The 19,173-nt window shown below is 75.5% G+C and carries 14 protein-coding genes; 8 read left to right on the forward strand and 6 right to left on the reverse strand.

Annotation, left to right across the window (positions count from 1 at the left end):
- Positions 1-87: 87 nt before the first annotated feature.
- Positions 88-2,124, reverse strand: coding sequence for a helix-turn-helix domain-containing protein (locus tag BLU95_RS20705; protein ID WP_093861344.1), 2,037 nt, complete (start codon positions 2,122-2,124; stop codon positions 88-90).
- A gap of 373 nt (positions 2,125-2,497) precedes the next feature.
- Positions 2,498-3,661 (reverse strand): transaldolase family protein, encoded by a 1,164-nt coding sequence (locus BLU95_RS20710; protein ID WP_159424955.1) that lies wholly within the window; start codon positions 3,659-3,661, stop codon positions 2,498-2,500.
- Between the two features lie 304 nt (positions 3,662-3,965).
- Between BLU95_RS20710 and BLU95_RS20715 the strand changes: the two genes are divergently transcribed.
- The 8 genes from BLU95_RS20715 to BLU95_RS20750 all read left to right on the forward strand — a co-directional run bounded on the left by BLU95_RS20715 (position 3,966) and on the right by BLU95_RS20750 (position 12,733).
- On the forward strand, positions 3,966-4,583 hold the full coding sequence (locus BLU95_RS20715) for an NAD(P)H-dependent oxidoreductase (protein WP_093865010.1): 618 nt from the start codon (positions 3,966-3,968) through the stop codon (positions 4,581-4,583).
- Positions 4,584-4,612: 29 nt separating this feature from the next.
- Complete coding sequence (locus tag BLU95_RS20720) at positions 4,613-5,788, forward strand: 3-deoxy-7-phosphoheptulonate synthase (protein WP_093861346.1); 1,176 nt, start codon at positions 4,613-4,615, stop codon at positions 5,786-5,788.
- 194 nt (positions 5,789-5,982) lie between these two features.
- Positions 5,983-6,756 carry a 2,3-dihydro-2,3-dihydroxybenzoate dehydrogenase gene (locus tag BLU95_RS20725; RefSeq protein WP_093861347.1) on the forward strand — a complete coding sequence of 258 codons (774 nt, stop codon included), beginning with the start codon at positions 5,983-5,985 and terminating at the stop codon, positions 6,754-6,756.
- Positions 6,749-8,806 carry an anthranilate synthase family protein gene (locus BLU95_RS20730; RefSeq protein WP_173862086.1) on the forward strand — a complete coding sequence of 686 codons (2,058 nt, stop codon included), beginning with the start codon at positions 6,749-6,751 and terminating at the stop codon, positions 8,804-8,806. The genes BLU95_RS20725 and BLU95_RS20730 overlap by 8 nt, the downstream gene beginning before the upstream one ends.
- 177 nt (positions 8,807-8,983) lie before the next feature.
- A complete protein-coding gene (locus BLU95_RS20735; RefSeq protein WP_093861348.1) occupies positions 8,984-9,787 on the forward strand; it encodes an arylamine N-acetyltransferase family protein in 804 nt (267 codons plus the stop codon).
- 8 nt (positions 9,788-9,795) lie between these two features.
- Positions 9,796-10,200 (forward strand): YybH family protein, encoded by a 405-nt coding sequence (locus BLU95_RS20740; RefSeq protein WP_093861349.1) that lies wholly within the window; start codon positions 9,796-9,798, stop codon positions 10,198-10,200.
- A 17-nt stretch (positions 10,201-10,217) separates the two neighbouring features.
- Entirely contained in the window at positions 10,218-11,330 is a 1,113-nt protein-coding gene (locus BLU95_RS20745) for a phenylacetate--CoA ligase family protein (protein WP_093861350.1), read from the forward strand.
- Positions 11,330-12,733 carry an aldehyde dehydrogenase family protein gene (locus tag BLU95_RS20750; protein ID WP_093861351.1) on the forward strand — a complete coding sequence of 468 codons (1,404 nt, stop codon included), beginning with the start codon at positions 11,330-11,332 and terminating at the stop codon, positions 12,731-12,733. Before BLU95_RS20745 ends, BLU95_RS20750 begins: the two co-directional genes overlap by 1 nt.
- A gap of 59 nt (positions 12,734-12,792) precedes the next feature.
- Here BLU95_RS20750 and BLU95_RS20755 read toward each other — a convergent pair whose 3' ends face one another.
- Genes BLU95_RS20755 through BLU95_RS20770 form a run of 4 tightly spaced genes read right to left on the reverse strand, consistent with a single transcriptional unit; the run spans position 12,793 to position 19,161 of the window.
- Positions 12,793-14,208, reverse strand: coding sequence for a nitrosuccinate lyase (locus tag BLU95_RS20755; protein WP_093861352.1), 1,416 nt, complete (start codon positions 14,206-14,208; stop codon positions 12,793-12,795).
- Positions 14,205-16,352, reverse strand: coding sequence for an FAD/NAD(P)-binding protein (locus tag BLU95_RS20760; RefSeq protein WP_173862088.1), 2,148 nt, complete (start codon positions 16,350-16,352; stop codon positions 14,205-14,207). Before BLU95_RS20760 ends, BLU95_RS20755 begins: the two co-directional genes overlap by 4 nt.
- A complete protein-coding gene (locus tag BLU95_RS20765; protein WP_093861353.1) occupies positions 16,349-17,584 on the reverse strand; it encodes an FAD-dependent monooxygenase in 1,236 nt (411 codons plus the stop codon). The genes BLU95_RS20760 and BLU95_RS20765 overlap by 4 nt, the downstream gene beginning before the upstream one ends.
- Positions 17,581-19,161 (reverse strand): class I adenylate-forming enzyme family protein, encoded by a 1,581-nt coding sequence (locus BLU95_RS20770; RefSeq protein ID WP_093861354.1) that lies wholly within the window; start codon positions 19,159-19,161, stop codon positions 17,581-17,583. Before BLU95_RS20770 ends, BLU95_RS20765 begins: the two co-directional genes overlap by 4 nt.
- Between the last annotated feature and the right edge of the window lie 12 nt (positions 19,162-19,173).

The raw sequence follows: 19,173 nt of genomic DNA on the forward strand, positions 1-19,173 counted from the left end.
GCGGGGTCGGGCGGTTGTACCGAGGTGGCGGGGTCGGGCGGTTGTACCGAGGTGGCGGGGTCAGGTGGCTGGACCGAGGTGGCGGGGTCAGGTGGCGGGGCCGGTCCGGTCGGTCCGGTCCGGTCGGTCGCCCGGGCTGCCGGCCGGACCGCCCGACCGGTCGTCCGTCGGGTCGGCCGCCGGGTCCCCGGGGCGGCCGGGGTCGGCGCGGGCGACCCGGTCGAGCAGGGTGCGGCGCACCCGGCTCAGCCTGAGCGCGAGCTGGATCTCGAACGAGCGCTCGGGTTTCAGCCAGTCCGGGCCGAGCAGTTCGCCGATCCGCTCCAGCCGGCGGGCCACCGTGTTGGGGTGGACGTGCAGCCGCTGGGCGGCGTGGGTCGGGCTGTTGCCGGTGTCGAACCAGGCCTGGAGGGTGCGGGTCAGCTCGGTCAGCCGCTGCCGGTCGTAGTCGAGCACCGGGCCGACGGCCGACTCGATGAACCCCTCGACATCGTGGTTGTCGGCCAGCAGGACGCCCACGAAGCCGAGTTCGCGGGCCGAGGCGGCGCGGCCGACCGCGCCCAGCGAGGTCATCGCGTCCAGGCAGCGCAGCGCCTCCTGGTAGCCGTGGAAGACCGAGGTCGGGTCGCTGACCGGCCCGGCCGCGCCGACCGTCACCGGCAGGCCGAGCAGCGGGGTGAGCTCCTCGGCGACCGCGCGGGCGGCCCGGCCCGGGTCGCTGCCGGGCAGCAGCAGCACCGCCCGGCCGTTGTGGACGCGTTTGAGGCCGCTCATCCGGTGGGCGTACAGCCCGGCCCAGGTCGCGGTCCGGCCCTGGGCCTCGCCCTCGGGCCGGGCGACCACCAGGACATGGGCGGCGGACAGGTCGATGCCGAGCCGGCGGGCCCGGACGTCGAGCTGGCGCGGCGGGCGCTGCGGACTGCTCAGCAGTTCGTCGAGCAGCTCGTCGCCGACGTGGCGGACCGGGCCGGCCGAGCGCTGGCCCTCCAGCAGCAGGGCGACCGCGACCGCCTGGGCGACGCTCTGGCAGAACTCCGCGGCCAGGTCCGCCCGGCGGCCGGTCGGCCGGGCGAGCAGGGTGCCCAGGTCGGTGGAGCCGGCCCGGACCGGGGCCGCCCACAGCGGTCCGGCCAGCCGGACCGGGCGGCCGGCCGCGTGGGTGTCGACGGCGGTGGCGACCACGGTCGGCCCGTCGAGCTCGGGCAGTTCGCCGGTCGAGGCGAGCACGGTGCCGTCGCTCGCGTACACCCGCAGGCCGAGGTCGAGCCGGCGGCCGGCGTCGCGGACCAGGGCGTGCGGGTCGCGGCCGGAGAGCGCCAGGTCGACCAGGGCGCGGTGGGCCTCGGCGAGTTCGCCGGCCGGGTCGGCGGCGCCGGCCGGGGCCGCCGCGGGGGAGGTCCGGGCGGTGCGCTCCAGCAGCCGGGCCTTCTCGATCGCGACCCCGGCGAGGTCGCCGAGCGCGGCCATCAGGGAGATCTCGTCGGTGGTGAAGTAGCGCACCGCGCGCTCCGCGACGTACAGGGTGCCGAACGGTCGGGCGCGGTGGCCGAGCGGGACGGCCATCACGGCGCGCAGCCCCTCGGCGCGGACCGCCCCGTCGACCACCGGGCTGCGCCGGATCCGCTCGTCCACGAGGAAGTCCGGGGTCCAGAACGGCCCCGGGTCGGCCGGTACGCCGCCGCCCAGGCCGAAGCCGTCGGGGACGGCCAGGCCGACCCGCAGCGAGCCGCTGGGGCCGTCGGTGGTGCGGATCCGCACCGGGCCGGGGGCGCTGTCGCCGCCGGCCGGTTCGGCGGTGGTGAGGCAGGAGACGTCGGCGCCCAGCAGCAGCCGGGCCCGGCGGGTGATGACCCGCAGCAGGTTGTCCAGCTCGTAGGGCAGGGCCAGGTCGCGGGCGGTGTCGGCGAGCGCGGCCAGTCCGGCCTCACGGCGGCGCCGCTGCTGGGACCGGGAGCGGATGGACAGGCCGAGCTGTTCGATCCGGCAGATCGCCTCCCGCTCGGGGGCGGACTCGCAGCTCCGCCGGGCCTGCTCGACCAGCTCCGCCAGTTGGGCGGCCGGAGCCTCGCTGGCCAGCAGTTCCAGGACGTTGAACGCGATTGAGTCGGCGGACCGTCGCGTCATGACCTTCCCTCCCCCTGGGGTGTGTCGTGTGGATCGGCCCTGGTCCGCGACGCTCCCCCGGCCGTCGGCCGGGAGGTACCCCCGGGGGCACGCGCGCCCCGGCCCGTCGGCCGGGAGGTGCCCCCGTCGCAGCGGCTCCGCCCCCAGCCCGCTGGCCGGGAGGTGCCGCTACCTCCGCCTTGCGGTGCACGCACCCCGACGCCGCGGCCTCGTCCGGGCTGGTCCACAAGACGCGCCCGGACCCCGTGGACGGAAGGAGTGCGTGACGGCCTGCAATCCGGAAGGTATGCGGGGGCGGTTGTTCCCGTCAAGAACAGGTCCGGGCCGTCCGGGCGGGGCTCGTGGTACCACGGTGACGGATCATCAGGATGATTCAGCGGAGCGGAAGTCGGGCCGGTTCCTGATCGCCGGGCCGGGCGGCCGGGCGTCCCTCGACGGCGGCGTGCAGCCGCGACCAGTGGTCGACCAGCAGCGGGACGCTCTGCTCCTCCAGCCGCCGGGCGACCGTGCCGTAGTCGATGCCGAGCCGGCCCAGCCGGTCGAGCACCGCCCGGGCCGCCTCGTACCGGCCGAGCAGGGTGTCGCCCTCCAGCCGGAGCTTGCGGACCGCCTCGTCCAGCACCGGTCCGGTCATCGCGTGCGCGGTGCCCCAGGAGACCAGCCCGGCCACGTACCGGGCCTGGGCGGCGGCCCCGCCGAGTGCCGAGTCGGTCCACAGCAGCCGCTGCGGGCGGGCCCCGGAGGCGCGCAGGGTGCGCCAGCGGCCGTCGCCGAGCCGCTCCTCGTACGCCCGGTACATCAGCCGGGCCGCCGCCTGGGCGGTGAGGCCGCGCAGCGCGGCGGCGTCCGGGCCGGCGATCGCGGCCAGCCGCCGGTCGATCTCGCGGTCCACCCGGCCGACCGGGAGCGAGGCCACCGAGGCGATCGCGGCCAGCGGGAGGCCGGCCGCGAGTGCCTGCTCCAGTCCGTCGAAGTAGGCCTCCACCACCTGCCCGTAGCGCCGCACCGAGTAGAGCCCGGTGGCGTGCACGCCGAGTCCGCGGCCGACGCAGTCGCGGATCGCGGTGAGGCCGGCGGCGGTGGCCGGGATCTTGACCAGCAGGTTGGGCCGGTCCACGGCGCGGGCCAGTTCTACGGCCTCCGCGACGGTGGCGGCGGCGTCGTGCGCCAGCCGGGGGTCCAGGTCGGCCGAGACCAGGCCGTCGTGGCCGTGGGTGGCGCGGTGGACGCCGCGGAACTCCTCGCAGACCAGCCGCAGGTCGTGCACGGTGGCGGCCCAGACCGAGCCCTCCGGGGAGACGTGGTGCTCCGCCAGCCGGGCCAACTGCTCGGCGTAGACGGGGTCGTGCCGCATCGGTCCGGTCAGCAGGGCGGGGTTGGTGGTGGCGCCGCGCAGACCGGTGCGGTCGATCAGCCGGCCGAGCAGGCCCGAGGTGACCAGGCCGCGGTCGATCCCGTCCAGCCAGGGCGAGACGCCCTCGGCGATCAGCGGCCGCAGGTCTCCGGTTCGGGGTTCTGCGGCCGGCGGCTTCTTCACTGCGGGATCACTGCTCCTCGGCTCTGCGACGGACCGAAAACGGTGCCGTGGCCGAGGATAGGCAGCAATTCGTGCCCGGAAAAGTGAGCGCCCCGGTCAATGTCAGGTCGGCCCCGGGTCAATGCCGGACCGGGCGGGGGTCAATGCCGGGCACGGTCAATGCGGGGCGTCCGGAGAAGTGACCGCCGGGTATTTGATGGAGTGCGGCCCCACCTGACGTAGTGCCGGGAACTCCGTTGGCCGGTCGGCCGTCCACGGTCAACGATCAGTGGAACGCGCCCACGTCACCGAGGAGTTCACCGCCGTGACCACCATTGCCGTCATCTATTGGTCCTCCACCGGAAATGTCGCCAGGCTGGCCGGGGCGGCGGCCGACGCCGCCGGGAAGGCGGGCGCCGAGGTGCGGCTGCGCCGGATCGCCGACCTCGCGGACGACACCTACGTGCCGGGCACCGAGGAGGCCGCGCGGGAGCTGCGGGACCGCACCGCGGACGTCCCGGTGGCCACGCTCGACGACCTGGCCTGGGCGGACGGCATCCTGATCGGCACCCCGGTCAGGTTCGGCCTGCCGGCCGCGCCGGTGCTGCGGTTCGTCGACGCGACGGCGCCGCTGTCGATCCCCGGCGGGCTGGCGGACAAGGCGGTGTCCGCCTTCACCTCGGGCTCCGCGCCGCACGGCGGCCACGAGACGGCGATCCTGGCGCTGCACAACGCCTTCTGCCACTGGGGTTCGCTGATCCTGGCCACCGGCTCCACCGACCCGGTGCTGTTCCGCCCGGAGAACGGCAATCCGTACGGGGCCAGCGCGGTGTCCCGGAACGTGCCGGGCCAGGTGCACGAGGAGAACATCGCCGCCGTGGAGTTCCAGGCCCGCCGGGTGGTCCGGGTGGCCGCACTGCTCGGCGGCCTCGCCGACCAGTAGGGCCCCGCCGGGCCGGGAGGGAGACGTCAGTGGACCACCTGCTCCTGGGACAGCTCGCCGACCGCCCCGCCGGGCAGCAGCCGGACTGGCCCGATCCGTTCGAACTCGCCGCCGCCAAGAAGGAACTGGCCGACCGTCCGCCGCTGGTCGCGGCCGCCGACGTGCACCGGCTTCGCGCCCTGCTCGGCCGGGTCGCGCGGGGGGAGGCGCACGTCCTCCAGGCCGGCGACTGCGCCGAGGACCCGCAGGAGTGCACCGCCGGCGACACCGCTCGCAGGGCCGCGCTGCTCGACCTGCTGGCCGGGCGGCTGAAGCTCACCACCCATCGCCCGGTGCTCCGGATCGGCCGGATCGCCGGCCAGTTCGCCAAGCCCCGCTCCAGCCCCACCGAGCTCTGCGACGGTGTCGAACTCCCGGTCTACCGGGGGCATCTGGTGAACGGACCGGAGCCCGACCCGGTCCGCCGCACCCCCGATCCGCGCCGGCTGGCGGTGGGCTACGAGGCGTCCCGCCGGGTGCTGGACCACCTGTCCCGGCTCGCCCCCGGCGACCCGTCCGTCGCCTGCCCGCCGGTGTGGGCCAGCCACGAGGCGCTGCTGCTGGACTACGAGCTGCCGCTGCTGCGCCGGGACGCGCGGGGCCGGCCGCTGCTGGCCTCCACGCACTTCCCGTGGATCGGCGAGCGGACCCGGGACCCGGACGGCGCGCACGTCGCCCTGCTGGCCTCGGTGGTCAACCCGGTCGGCTGCAAGATCGGTCCGACCACCACCCCGACGGAACTGCTGCGGCTGTGCGCCCTGCTCGACCCCGGCCGGGAGCCCGGCCGGCTGACCCTGATCGCCCGGCTCGGCGCGGACCGTGCCGCCGAGGTCCTCCCGGGCCTGGTCAGGGCGGTGCACGCGGCCGGCCACCCGGTGGTCTGGCTCAGCGACCCGATGCACGGCAACACCGTCGCCGGGCCGGACGGGCTGAAGACCCGGCTGGTGCCGGACCTGGTCCGGGAGGTCGAGGCGTTCCAGCGGGCGGTCCGGGCCGAAGGCGCCGCCGCCGGGGGCCTGCACCTGGAGACCACCCCCGACGAGGTGACCGAGTGCGCCGACGACGCGGCCGGGCTGGCCCGGGTCGGTGACAAGTACACGAGTCTGTGCGACCCGAGGCTCAACCCGGAGCAGGCGCTCGCGGTGGTGTCCGCCTGGCGCGGCTGAGCGCCGGGCGCCCGGCGGGCCGGGGCACGCACGCCCGGCAGGCGCGGTACGCCCGGCGGGCGCCGCCCGCCCCGTACTCCCCGCACCGCCCGTACTCCCCGCACCGCCTGCTCCACCCCGTTCCGAGCCGTGCACCACCCCCAACCCACCCGCGGCCCGAGCTGTTGGTCCGCGTCCCCCAGGGAGGTCCGCACATGAGAAACAAGGTGACACTGGTCACCGGCGCGGCGGGCGGCATCGGCGCCGCCGTGGTCCGGCTGCTGGCCGTTCGCGGCGCGCTGGTCGCGGCCGTGGACCGGGACGCCGACCGCCTCGCCGAACTCACCGGCAAGCTGGCCGCCGAGGGCCTCACGGTGGCCGCCGTCCCCGCCGACGTCACCGACAGCGCCTCCGTCGAGGCCGCCGTCGACACCGCCGAGCGCGAGCTCGGCCCGATCGACCACCTGGTCAACAACGCCGGTGTGCTGCGGATGGGCGAGGTCCGCGACCTCACCGACGAGGACTGGCGGACCACCTTCGCGATCAACGCGGAGGGCGTGTTCCGGGTGTCCCGGGCGGTGGTCCACCGCATGATCCCGCGCCGGCGGGGCGCGATCGTCACGGTCGCCTCCAACGCGGGCCTCACCCCGCGCGCCGAGATGGCCGCCTACGCGGCCTCCAAGGCGGCGGCCACCCACTTCACCAAGAGCCTCGGCCTGGAGGTCGCCCGCTACGGGATCCGCTGCAACGTGGTCGCGCCCGGCTCCACCGACACCCCGATGCTCAGCGCGATGTGGGCCGAGGGCGTCGACGGCCGGGCCGCCACCGTGGCCGGGGCGCCGTCGGCGTTCAAGGTCGGCATCCCGCTCGGCAAGCTGGCCCGGCCCGAGGACGTCGCGTACGCCGTCGCCTTCCTGCTCTCCGACGAGGCGGGCCACATCACCCTGCACGACCTCACGGTGGACGGGGGTGCCGGGCTCGGTGCGTGACGCGACCCCTTCCCCGCTGGACCGGGTGCTGGCCGCCCGGCCGCCCGCGTTCGCGCTGCTGCACCGGCCCGAGGCCACCGGCCCGGGGGTGGTCGAGCTGCTGATCGGCGAGGTGTCGGCGCCGGCCACGCTGGCCGACCTGCCGCTGGCCGACCTGCCACCGGTCCACCTGCCGACGGCGGAGCCGCCGCCGGCGGACCCGCCCTCCGGTCTCCCGCGGCCCGGTGCCGAGCGGCCCGACACCGTACGGCCCGGTGGCGAGCGGCACGAACTGCTCGCCCTGGTCCCCTACCGGCAGATCGCCGAGCGCGGCTTCGAGGCCCCGGACGACGGCACCCCGCTGCTCGCGCTGAGTGTCACCGAGCAGTGCGAGCTGCCGCTCGCCGAACTGCTCGACCGCCTCCCCGACGGCGCGGTCGACCTGACCGGCGGCGCCTTCGACATCGGCGACGAGGACTACGCGCAGACCGTCCGCCGGGTGCTCGCCGAGGAGATCGGGGAGGGCACGGGCGCCAACTTCGTGCTCCGGCGCTCCTTCGTCGCCGCCGTCGGCGGGGACACCGCCGCCGCCGCGCTCACCCTGTTCCGCCGACTGCTCCAACGGGAGACCGGCGCGTACTGGACCTTCCTGGTGCACACCGGGGAACGGACCCTGGTCGGCGCGACGCCCGAGCGGCACATCAGCGTGCACGGCGGGCGGGCGGTGATGAACCCGATCAGCGGCACCTACCGCTACCCGGAGCAGGGCCCGGAACTGGCCGGGGTGCTGGAGTTCCTGGCGGACCGCAAGGAGACCGACGAGCTCTGCATGGTGCTCGACGAGGAACTCAAGATGATGGCCCGGATCTGCCCGGGCGGCGGCCGGGTGGTCGGCCCCTACCTCAAGGAGATGGCCCGGCTCGCGCACACCGAGTACTTCATCGAGGGCCGGACCCACCGGGACCCGCGCGAGGTGCTGCGCGAGACGCTGTTCGCGCCCACGGTCACCGGCAGCCCACTGGAGTCCGCCGCCCGGGTGATCGCCAAGTACGAGCCCGGGGGGCGGGGTTACTACAGCGGCGTGGCCGCGCTGATCGGCCGGGACGCGGCCGGCGGGCGCTCCCTGGACTCCGGGATCCTGATCCGCACCGCCGACATCGACCCGGCCACCGGCCGGCTGGGGATCGGGGTGGGAGCGACCCTGGTGCGGCACTCGGACCCGCGCTCCGAGGTGGCCGAGACGGGTGCCAAGGCGGCCGGGCTGCTCGCCGCGAGCGGGGCCGGGCCGGCCGGGCCGTTCACCCCGGCGGACGGCCGCCGGGGCGGGTTCGCCGCGCACCCCGAGGTGCGGGCGGCCCTGGCCGGGCGCAACCGGGACCTGTCCGGCTTCTGGCTCGCCGAGGTGTCCGGACGGGCCCGGCCGCGCCCCGAACTGGCCGGTCTGCGGGTGCTGGTGGTGGACGCCGAGGACACCTTCACCGCGATGATCGGGCACCAGCTGCGCGCACTGGGTGTGGAGGTGGCGGTACGGCGGTTCGACGAGCCGTACTCGTGGGAGGGGGTCGACCTGGTGGTGCTCGGGCCCGGCCCCGGCGACCCGCGCGACACCTCCCATCCGAAGATCGCCCATCTCCGCTCGGCGGCACGGGAGTTGCTGGCCGCGCGACGGCCGTTCCTGGCGGTCTGCCTGAGTCACCAGGTGCTCTCCGCCGAGCTGGGTCTGCCGCTGGTCCGCCGTGCGGTGCCCAATCAGGGGGTGCAGCGCCCGGTCGACCTGTTCGGCGCCGCCGAGCGGGTCGGCTTCTACAACACCTTCGCCGCGGTGTGGGACGCCTGCCCGGGTGGGCCGGGGGAGTTCGAGGCGCCCGGCGGCGGCACGGTCCGGGTCGCGGGGGACGCCGCGACCGGTGAGGTGCACGCGTTGCGCGGGCCGGGCTTCGCCTCGGTGCAGTTCCACGCCGAGTCGGTGCTCACCCTCGGCGGGGTACGGATCACCGGCGATCTGATCGCTCACGCGCTCGGATTGCCGGACCCCGTTCGAATGACTCCCGGGGCTCCCGAATTCTCCTGACGGGTTGTACACGTCCCACAACCGTTCCATCCGAAACAGCATTACCGGAGCCGGAAAAGCCCGACCCGAACCACCCGACCGGCGAACCACCGACCGGCGAACCACCGACCGGCGAACCACCGGAACGCCTGAAGACCTGAAGACCTGAAGACCGGAACCCGACAAGAGGAGATCACCGTGCTGGACGACGCCATGGTGGACGCGTACCTCGCCCGGATCGGCGCCGAGCGGCCCGAGCGGCCCGACCTCGCCGCGCTCACCCGCCTCCAGGAACGGCAAGTGCTGTCCGTGCCGTTCGAGAACCTCGGCTACCACCTCGACGAGCCCATCCACATGGACGAGCAGGTCCTCGACAAGATCGTCCGCCAGCGCCGCGGCGGCGGCTGCTACGAGGTCAACCCGGCCCTCTCGTTCCTGCTCACCGCCCTCGGCTACCAAGTGGAGATCCTGCCCGGCCGGGTCCACCGCCCCGGCGGCACCCTCGGCGCGGCCCTGTGCCACCTCGCCCTGCGGGTGACCGTCGACGGCGAGCAGTGGCTGGTCGACACCGGCTTCGGCCGCAACAGCCGGCACCCGCTGCGGCTGTCCTCGCGCGAGGTCCAGCAGGACCCGGACGGCGAGTACCGGCTGGCCGACGTCGAGGGCGGCGGCTTCGACGTGTTCCTCAACGGCAAGCCGCTGTACCGGCTGGAGGACCGCCCGGTGCGGATCGAGGACTTCCGCCCGACCCTCTGGTGGTACCGCACCGCGCCCGAGTCCCCGTTCATGCAGGACGTGTTCTGCTCGCTGCGGACCGAGGACGGCCGGATCACCCTCAAGGGCAACCAGCTCTCCACGGTGTCCGGCGGCGAGCGCGGCACCCAGGAGTTCGGCACCGACGCCGCCGTCCTGGAGGCGTACAAGACCTACTTCGGGTTCAGCCTCGACCGGCTGCCCGACCAGCCGGCCGGCGGGGTCACCGCCGCCGTCCAGACGGGATGAGCCCCGACATGACCACCACCGGACCCCGGCCGGACGCCGGCCTCCCGCCCACCGACCCGGCCCGGCTGCCCCTGGTCTTCGCCGAGGCGTTCAACGCCGGCGACGCGCAGGCCGTGGAGCGGCTGTTCGAGCCCGGCGCGGTCTTCGTCAACGCGCCCGGCGACGTGGTGACCGGCGACGACCGGCGCGCCGCCACCGGCCGGTTCCTCGCCCTCGGCCTGCCGATCCGGATCGAGGTCCGGCAGTGCTACGTGGCCGGCGACCTCGCGCTGCTGATCGGGGACTACCTGATCGAGGGCGAGGGCCCGGACGGCCCGCTCCGCGACGAGGGCACGGCCACCGACGTCGCCCGGCGCGGCGCGGACGGCCGCTGGCGCTACGCGATCGACAACCCGCCCGGCACCGCCCGCTGACCCGAGGAAGGACCGCTGTGCCTGCTGCAGCCAACCCCGCCGCCGACCCGCTGCTGGACCTGCCGTTCGACGCCGTGCCGGACCCCGACGAGTACCTGCGCGCCGCGATGCGCTGGCACTTCTCGCCGGAGACCGGCTCGCCGTTCTGGCTGGCCCGGGCCGCGGGCCTCGGCTTCGACCCGCTCACCGAGGTCCGCACCCACGCCGACCTCGCCAAGTTCCCCAACCTCGCCGGCGAACTGCGCACCGCCCGGGTCGAGGACCTGGTCCCGCGCGGCTACGGCGACCGTCCCGAGGTGGTCGGCGTCTACGAGAGCGGCGGCACCACCGGCGCGCCCAAGCGGATCGTGCTGCTGCGCGACTGGCTGGACCGCCTGCTCGGCTGGTCCAGCGCCCAGCTCGACGGCCACGGCGTGCCGCAGGGCGTCAACTGGCTGGTGGTCGCCCCCACCGGCCCGCACATGGTCGGCGACGTGATCAAGGCCCAGACCGCCTACCGCGGCGGCCTGGCCTTCACCGTGGACCTCGACCCGCGCTGGGTGAAGCGGCTGATCTCCGACGGCAAGGCCGCCGAGGCCGGCGCGTACGCCGAGCACATCGTCGACCAGGTCGCGTACCTGCTGGAGACCCAGGACATCGGCGTGCTGATGTGCACCCCGCCGGTGCTGGAGCGGATCGCCCGCCGCGAGGGCCTCGCGAAGCTGGTCGGCGAGAAGATCCGGGCGATCAACTGGGTCGGCACCCAGATGGACCCGGACACCCGCCACCTCTACCGCACCGAGGTCTTCCCGGACGCCGTGCTCTACAGCGGCTACGGCTCGACCATGATCCTCGGCAACGCCAGCGAGCGGCACGGGCTGACCGACGACGACCCCTGCGTCTACGACCCCTACTCGCCGTACATGAGCTTCGGCGTGATCGACCCGGAGACCGGGCGGACGGTGGAGTACGGCGAGCGCGGGCAGGTGGTCATGCACCACGTGTCCAAGAGCCTGCTGATGCCCAACAACCTGGAGCGCGACCACGGCACCCGGATCGCGGCGCTGCCCGGACACCTCGGCGACGCGGTGGCGGACATCGCCCCGGTCCAGGAGTTCGACAACGAGACCGTGATCGAGGGGGTGTACTGATGACGGACCCCACCGCGCCCGCCCTGCCGCAGCAGCCGCCCCTGCTCCAGCTGGACGCGCTCGGCCCCGGCGAACCGTTCCGGGCCCGGCGCCGCACCGAGGTGAACGAGGTCACCGGCGCGCCGTTCGCCGAACTCAGCCTCGTCCCCAAGCTGTTCGTCACCCGGGCGATGCGCGCCCTGCACGCGGCCGAGTCGCTGCCGGCCGAGGAGCGCTTCGCCGCGCTGGCCCGGGCCGGCCGGATCTTCACCTCGGAAACCATCGACGGCCTGGACTTCCCGTCCTACGAGCGCGCCGTCGCCCGGGTCTCCGGGGTGCCGATCACGGTCGTCCGGGACGCCACCCGGGCCATCGCCGACTCGGCCGAGAAGGCCGGCTGGTCCGCCTACCGGGCCCGGCCGGCCGGCGCGGTGAGCGACTGGCGGGACGGCGCGACCCTCGACGGCAGCGCCGTCTGGACCCGGCGCGGCGAGGTCTTCGCCGTCCACGCGGCGGGCAACCACCCCGGCCCGCACGGACTCTGGCTGGAGGCGCTGGCGCTCGGCTACCGGGTCGCCGTCCGCCCCTCCCGCCGCGAACCGCTCACCCCGCACCGGCTGGTCACCGCGCTGCGGCTGGCGGGCTTCGCCGACGACCAGGTGATGCTGCTGCCCACCGACCACGAGGCCGCGGACGAGATCCTGGCCGGCGCCGACCTGGGCATGGTCTACGGCGGCGACGAGGTGGTCCGCAAGTACGCGGGCAGCACCGTGCTGCCGCAGGGCCCCGGCCGGTCCAAGATCCTGGTCACCCGGGACACCGACTGGCGCGAGCACTTGGACACGATCGTCGACTCGATCGCCCACCAGGGCGGCGTGGCCTGCATCAACGCCACCGCCGTCCTGGTCGAGGGCGACCCGGCACCGTTGGCCCGGGCGATCGCGGAGCGGCTGGCCGGGATCCCGAGCCTGCCGCCGGAGGACGAGAAGGCGGTGCTCTCGGTCCAGCCGGTGGCCGAGGCCCGGGCGATCGAGGCCTACCTGCTGCGCCGGGCGGCCGGCACCAGGGCCTGGCTCGGCGGGGACGGCGTGGTGGCCGAGCTCGGCGACGGCAGCGCGGTGCTGCGCCCGGCCGTGCACCAGCTGGACCGGCCGGACGCCGACCAGACCGGTGTCGAACTCGCCTTCCCCTGCGTCTGGGTGGCGCCGTGGACGCCGGAGGCGGGGGTGGCGCCGCTGCGGAACTCGCTGGTGCTGACCGCGCTCACCGGGGACGACGCGCTGTTCGACCGGCTGCTCCGGGAGCCGAGCATCAGCAACGTCTACCGGGGCGACCACCCGACGTACTGGATCCGGCCCGGGGTGCCGCACGACGGCTACCTGGGGGAGTTCCTGATGCGGACCAAGACCGTCATCCGGGGCTGAGCCGCAAGGACGGCGACGGGGCCCCGCGGGTACCGCCCGCGGGGCCCCGTCGTGTCCGCTCAGTCACGCAGCGCCCGGTCGACCAGGGCGCCGGCCATGCCGGTGTACCCGGCCGGGTCGCACAGCCCGGCGATCTCCTCGGAGGTGAAGTGCCCCTCCAGTCCGTCCTGTTCGGCCAGGACCTCGGCCAGCGGCCGGCCCTCCCGGTCGGCGGTCAGCGAGGCCTCGGTGAGCAGTTGCCGGGCCACCGCCTTGCCGAGCTTCGGCGCCAGCCGGGCGGCGATCCGCTCGGAGACCAGCTGTCCGCCGGTGAGCCCCAGATTGGCCCGCATCCGCTCCGGGCGGACCAGCAGCCCCTGGGCCAGCTCCACCGAGGTGTGCGCGGCGCCGCCGGCCAGCCGCAGGCACTCGCGCAGCAGCAGCCACTCGGCGTGCCAGGCGCCGCCCGAGCGCTCGTCCTCGGTGACCAGGCACTGGGTCAGTCCGGCGGCGAGCACCGGGACCTGGAGGGCGGCGCTGCGCAGCAGGGTGGCGAGCACCGGGTTGCGCTTGTGCGGCATCGCGGAGGAGGCGCCGCGGCCGGCCGCCGCGGGTTCGACCACCTCGCCGACCTCGGTGCGGGTCAGCGACTGCACGTCCACCGCGATCTTGCCGAGCGCGCCGGCGGTGAAGGCCAGCGCGGCGGCCAGGTCGGCCATCGGGGTGCGCAGCGCGTGCCAGGGCAGCGCCGGGCGGGCGAGTCCGGTCTCGGCGGCGAAGGCGTCCAGCAGCCGGTCCAGGTAGGCGCCGGCGTCGACCTCCGGGTCGGGGCCGTCCAGCCGGGCGTACTCGAGGTAGCCGGCCAGGGTGCCGGCGGCGCCGCCCAGGGCGACCGGCAGCCCGTCCGCCAGCACGGCGGCGAGCCGGCGGTCGGCGTCCAGCACCAGTCGGCGCCAGCCGGCCGCCTTGAGGCCGAAGGTGGTGGGTACCGCGTGCAGGGCGAGGGTGCGTCCGGCGAGCACGGTGTCCCGGTGTTCGGCGGCGAGGCCGGCGAGCGCGCGGGCGGTGCGGCCGAGGTCGGCGCGGATCAGGGCCAGGGTCCGGGCGGCGACCAGCATGGCGCCGGTGTCCAGGATGTCCTGGCTGGTCGAGCCGCGGTGCACGTACTCGGCGGCGGACGGGTCCTCGGCGGCCACCGCCAGGGTCAGGGCCTGGACCAGGCCGACCACCGGATTGGCGGTCTCGCGGCAGGCGAGGGCCAGCGCCCGGACGTCGAACAGCTCGGTCCGGGCGGCCCGGGTGATCGCGGCGGCCGCGGCGGGCGGCACCGTGCCCAGGGCGGCCTGGGCACGGGCGAGGGCCGCTTCGGCGTCCAGCATGGCCTGGAGCCAGGCGCGGTCGGTGACGGCCGCCTCGGCCGGGGTGCCGGCCCGGACGGGGGAGAGCAGGCCGGTGTCGGGCTCCGCCGGGGCCGGCGGGCTGGGGTGTGCGGTCATACGACGACGCCTCTCGGTCGGGACCCTGCCGGCTCTGCCGGCCCGTCGGACTCTACGGAGCGGTCGGTCGAGGTCGGCGCGGTGGCCCCGGTCGAGGTCGGCACGGTGGCCCCGGTCGCGGCCGGGGCGGCGGTCGGCCACTCGGGGGCCGGGGAGAGCGCCAGCACCGCCCGGGCGATGGCGTCGGAGTCGCCGAGGGTCACCGAGTCGACGCCGGGCCGGATGCCCGCCGCGGTGACCCAGTGCACCGACTCGGTCGGCACCCCGTACGCGAAGCGGCGCGGGTGCGCCCGGCCGCGGGCGTCCAGCAGCCGGTAGGGCCGCTCGGTGACGGCGAGGCCGCCGGTGGGGTAGCCCGTTCCGGCGGGTCCGGGGATCCGGTAGGTGGCGCACTGCTCGGTGTCCAGCAGGTGCCGCAGCAGGGGGTCGTCGGTGCGCCGCAGGTCGGGTTCCGGCAGCCGGGCCTCGACCAGGACGGTGGCCCGGACCGGCGGGCCCGGGACGGCGGTGGAGTGCGCGGCGAAGGCGGGGTCGACGGGGTCGATCCGGATCTCGGTGCCGGGGCCGAGGAGTTCCACCACCCCGGCCTCGATCAGCGCGATCAGCTGCTCGATCCGCTCCACCGGCGGTCCGATGGAGAGGAAGGCGTTCAGCGGGGTGTACCAGCCGTCGAGGTCGTCCCGGTAGGAGTCGCCCGCGATGCCGCTGTGGTCGACCGCCATCCGGATCTCGTTGCGCAGGTCGCGCAGGACGTCCAGGGCGGCCTTGAGCGGGCCGCTGAGGTTCCCGGCCCTGGCCTCGGCGACGTCCTGGCGCAGATGGTCCAGCAGCCAGTCGCGGAAGTCCGCGCGGTCGGTGAACTCCCGTCCGGCGTAGGGGCGGGAGAGCCGGTCCCAGCTCCAGCGGTCGGCCTCGGGGACGCCGTGGTCGTCGAGGACGGCGGCCGGGTCGTCGGCGGTCAGGTAGCGGTCGGTGAACGCCTCGCGCTCGGCGCCGCGGGCCCGGGCGGCGAGCAGCGCGCCGTAGTAGACGGCCTCCACCTCGCGGGAGACCAGCGGCCAGAGGTCGGTGGCGAACCGCACCGGCCCGCCGCGGCGGGTGCGTTCCCGCAGCTCGGCGACCACCTCGGTGGTGAGCAGCCGGGGCAGGTGGCGCCCGTACGCGCCCTTCTCGTTCTCGCCGCGGGCGTGGTACGGGATGCCGCGCCGGGAGGTGGCGTACAGCCGGGGTTCGGCGCCGGAGGGCCGGTACACCAGGCCGCCGTCCGCCGGTTCGAACCGGCCGCCGCGGCCGAGGGTGAACAGGGCCATGTGGTCGAAGAAGTTGAGGCCGAGGCCGCGCAGCAGGACGGTCTGGCCCGGGCGCGCGGTGACGTGCACGTCGGCGGGGTTGGCGGGGGTGACGTAGTCGAGGTGGTGGATCCTGGCCAGGCTGGCGGTGCGGGCCTCGCGCGGGGTGGGCCGGGCGGGGAGGTGGCCCTGGGCGAGCACGATGGCGTCCAGCCGGTTGAGCCGGGTGCCGTCCTCCAGCCGGACGCCCTGGGGGCCGCCGGGGAAGCCGTGCGCGTCGGCCATCGCGACCGCCCGGGAGCGGTGCACCCGGACGGTGACGGTCGGCGGGGCGGCGGCGACCACGGCGCGGAAGGCGGCGTGCAGGTAGTGGCCGTAGAAGGCTCGGGTCGGGTAGGTGTTCGGCCCGAGGGCGGCGGCCTCGGCCAGCGCCGCCCCGTCGGGGCCGTCCGGTTGCCGGCCGGCGCCGTCCGGCGCGTGCGCGGGCGGTTCGTGGCGGCCGGGTTCGTGCCCGGCCGGGCCGAGCCCGCGGTCCGGCGCCCGGTCGGGACTGCCCCCGGGGGCAAGCGACTTCGCCCATTCGTACAGGCTGGGGCCGGGTTCGACGGGGCCGTCGATCCGGACGCTGTCGTCGGTGTACACGGTGATCTGGGAGGCCACCGTGTTCATCAGGAGGTGGCGGGACTGGTCGGTGCGCCAGACCCGGCCCGCGCCGGGGGGTGCCGGGTCGACCACGTGCACGGTGACGGTGGCCCCGGAGGGGCTGGACCGTTCGTTCGCGCAGAGTCGTTCCAGCACCGAGAGGCCGCGCGGACCGGCGCCGATGACACAGACCTGGAGGTGACTGTCGATCATGCCCACGGCTCGAAATCGTAGTTGTGATCATCCGATGATGAAAAGGTCTTGGCGCCGTGCATCCAGGCCACCCGCTCGTGCAACTCGCCCTCGGAGAGGGCTCCGAGCAGCCGGTTCCTGACCCGCGCCGCCTCGCCCGCCGGGTGCCAGAGCCGGATCGACTCCCGGGCGGCACGCTGCACCGCCGCCGTCCGCGCCTGTCGTTCGGCGGCGAACCGGGCCAGTGTGCCGGTGACTTCAGTGGTCTCGACCATCAACTCGCCCAGCAGCACGGCATCCTCCAGCGCCTGACAGGCGCCCTGGGCCGCGTAGTGCAGCATCGGATGGGCGGCGTCGCCGAGCAGCACCACCCGGCCGTCCGTCCACCGGCGCACCGGGTCCCGGTCCACCAGCACCCAGGAGCGCCAGCCCTCGCCGAGCGCCAGCAGCCGCCGGGCGTTCGGCGCGGTCAGACCGGCCAGCTGCTCCGCGACCACCTCCTCGGTGACCGGGACGTTGGCGAGCGCCTCGGTGGCGCCGTTGTCCCGGGAGGCGGCCAGGTTGAGGAACGCCCCGCCGGCGATCGGGTAGTGGACGAAGTGGCAGTGCGGGCCGGTCCACCAGGTCACCGAGGTGGTCAGTCGCAGCTCCTCGGGGACCAGCTCCATCGGGATCACCGCCCGGTAGACGGTGATCCCGGAGATCCGCGGCTCGCCGTCGCCGACCAGCCGGGCGCGGACCGCCGAGTGGATGCCGTCCGCCCCCACCAGCACGTCGCCGCGGACCGCGCCGCCGTCCGCCAGCAGCGCGGTGGCACCGTCGGCGTCCTGCCGGTAGCCGGTGACGGCGGTCGCGGCGCGCAGCTCGATCCGGGGCTCGTCCCGGCAGGCGCGCAGCAGCAGCCCGTGCAGCTCGGCCCGGTGCACCACCACGTACGGGTTGCCGAACCGCTGCCGGTAGCGCTCGGTGAGGGTCAGGCTGGTGACGTGCTCGCCGGTGACCCCGTCCATGAAGCGCAGTTCGGCCATGTGCACCCCGGCCGCCCGGACGGCGTCGCCGAGGCCGAGCCGCTCCAGCGCGAGGATGCCGTTCGGCGCGATCTGGATGCCCGCCCCGATCTCGGCGAACTCCGGCGCCCGCTCCAGCACCACCGCCCGGTGGCCGGCCCGGGCGAGGGCCAGCGCGGCGGCCAGCCCGCCGATCCCGCCGCCCGCCACCAGGACGGTGACCGGTGCGCCGTGGCGCGCCGTCACCGGACCGGCCCGTCGTCCTCGGTGGCCGCCAGCCGGCGGGCCAGTTCCAGCCGCTTGATCTTGGTGGTGGCGGTGGCCGGGAGCTCGCCCAGCCGCCACTGCACCGGATCGGCCATCGGCGGCAGGCCGGCGGCGGCGGCGCGCCAGGCGGCCGGTTCGACCGGCAGGTCGTCCTTGGTGCAGATCACCGGCACCGCCCGGCCGTCCGCGCCGGGGACGATCACCACCTCGGCGAGCTGGGGGAGGCGGGCGAACAGCGCGTCCTCGGCGGCCAGGGTGGAGCCGAAGCCCTCGATCAGGTCGACCTCGCGGTCCAGCAGGTGCACGCAGCCCCAGCGGGTGCGGTAGCCGACGTCGCCCATCCGCCACCAGCCGTCCTCGACCTGCCGGTCGTACCGGGCCTGCTCGCCGAGGTAGGTGACGATCCGGCCGTCGCTGCGGACCTCGATGTAGCCGGGGTTGTCCGCCGACGGCGGCCGGCCGTCGCGGCTCACCACCCGGACGTCGGTGAAGCCGGGGAAGGGCATGCCCACGCAGCGGCCGTCCGCGTCCGCGCCGCGCCGCCGGGAGAACGAGCGCACCACGGCCGGGCCGACCTCGCTCTGCCCGTACAGCTGGCCGAAGACCGGCGCGGTGCGGGCGGAGGCGTCGAGCATGGTCCGCACGGTGCGGGGGTGGATCGCGTCGAAGGTGGAGGAGAACAGCTTGACGTTGGCCAGCGGGCGGCGCGGGTCCTCGGCGAGTTCCTCCCACTCCATGAAGGAGTTGGGGTGGGCCTCCAGGATCCCGGGGCGCAGCCGGGCGAACAGCTCGGCCACGTGCCCGGCCTCCGAGTGGGCCAGCACCAGGATCGGGAAGCCGCGGAACAGCGAGATCGCCAGCGCGGTGATCAGCCGGGAGTGGACGAAGGAGACGTGGATGGCGATGGTCTCCCGGCCCGGGACCACCGGGCGCAGCACGAGCGCCTGCGGGCGGTAGCGGGCCTCCAGGGTGCGGCCGGTGTGCACGGCCAGCTTGGGCGTGCCGGTGGTGCCGGAGGTGTGGGTGATCAGCGTCGGGCGGTCCGGCGGCGCGGTGACCGGCGCGACCCGGGGCGAGCCGGCCAGTGCGGCGAGCTCGACCGCGCCGGGGTGGCTGCCGGAGGCCAGCAGGACGGTGGCGGCCAGGTCGAAGACCTCGGCCGGCAGCTCCTTGGCGAGCTTGACCGCGTCGGTGACCAGGAACGGTTCGTCGGTGCGGCGGACCAGCTCGGCGACGGTCTCCCCGTCCAGCTGGGGCGAGAGCAGCACCGGGACGGCGCCGATCCGGGCCGTGGCGCAGGCGAGCAGGGTGATGTCGAAGCTGTTCGACTTGTGGACCACCACCCGGCGGCCCGGCCGGACCCCGGCCGCCCACAGCCGGGAGGCGTGGTCGTCGACCAGGTCGGCGAGCTCGGCGACGGTGGACCGCCGGCCCAGCTCGGGGGCGATGTCGAGGTCGTGGTCGAGGATCACCACGTTCGCGCCGTTCCGGACGGCGGCCCGCTCGAAGAGCGTGCCCAGTCGGATTCCCCGGTTGGCAATGCGCTGAAGGAGCACCGTTCCGCCCTC

This window comes from Streptomyces sp. TLI_053 (assembly GCF_900105395.1).
Lineage (GTDB): Bacteria > Actinomycetota > Actinomycetes > Streptomycetales > Streptomycetaceae > Kitasatospora.

Bases quoted from the DNA above. Each gene is read 5' to 3' on its own strand.
- BLU95_RS20705 (WP_093861344.1), bottom strand. From the start codon at position 2,124: ATGACGCGACGGTCCGCCGACTCAATCGCGTTCAACGTCCTGGAACTG.
- BLU95_RS20725 (WP_093861347.1), top strand. From the start codon at position 5,983: ATGAGAAACAAGGTGACACTGGTCACCGGCGCGGCGGGCGGCATCGGC.
- BLU95_RS20740 (WP_093861349.1), top strand. From the start codon at position 9,796: ATGACCACCACCGGACCCCGGCCGGACGCCGGCCTCCCGCCCACCGAC.
- BLU95_RS20750 (WP_093861351.1), top strand. From the start codon at position 11,330: ATGACGGACCCCACCGCGCCCGCCCTGCCGCAGCAGCCGCCCCTGCTC.
- BLU95_RS20755 (WP_093861352.1), bottom strand. From the start codon at position 14,208: ATGACCGCACACCCCAGCCCGCCGGCCCCGGCGGAGCCCGACACCGGC.
- BLU95_RS20760 (WP_173862088.1), bottom strand. From the start codon at position 16,352: ATGATCGACAGTCACCTCCAGGTCTGTGTCATCGGCGCCGGTCCGCGC.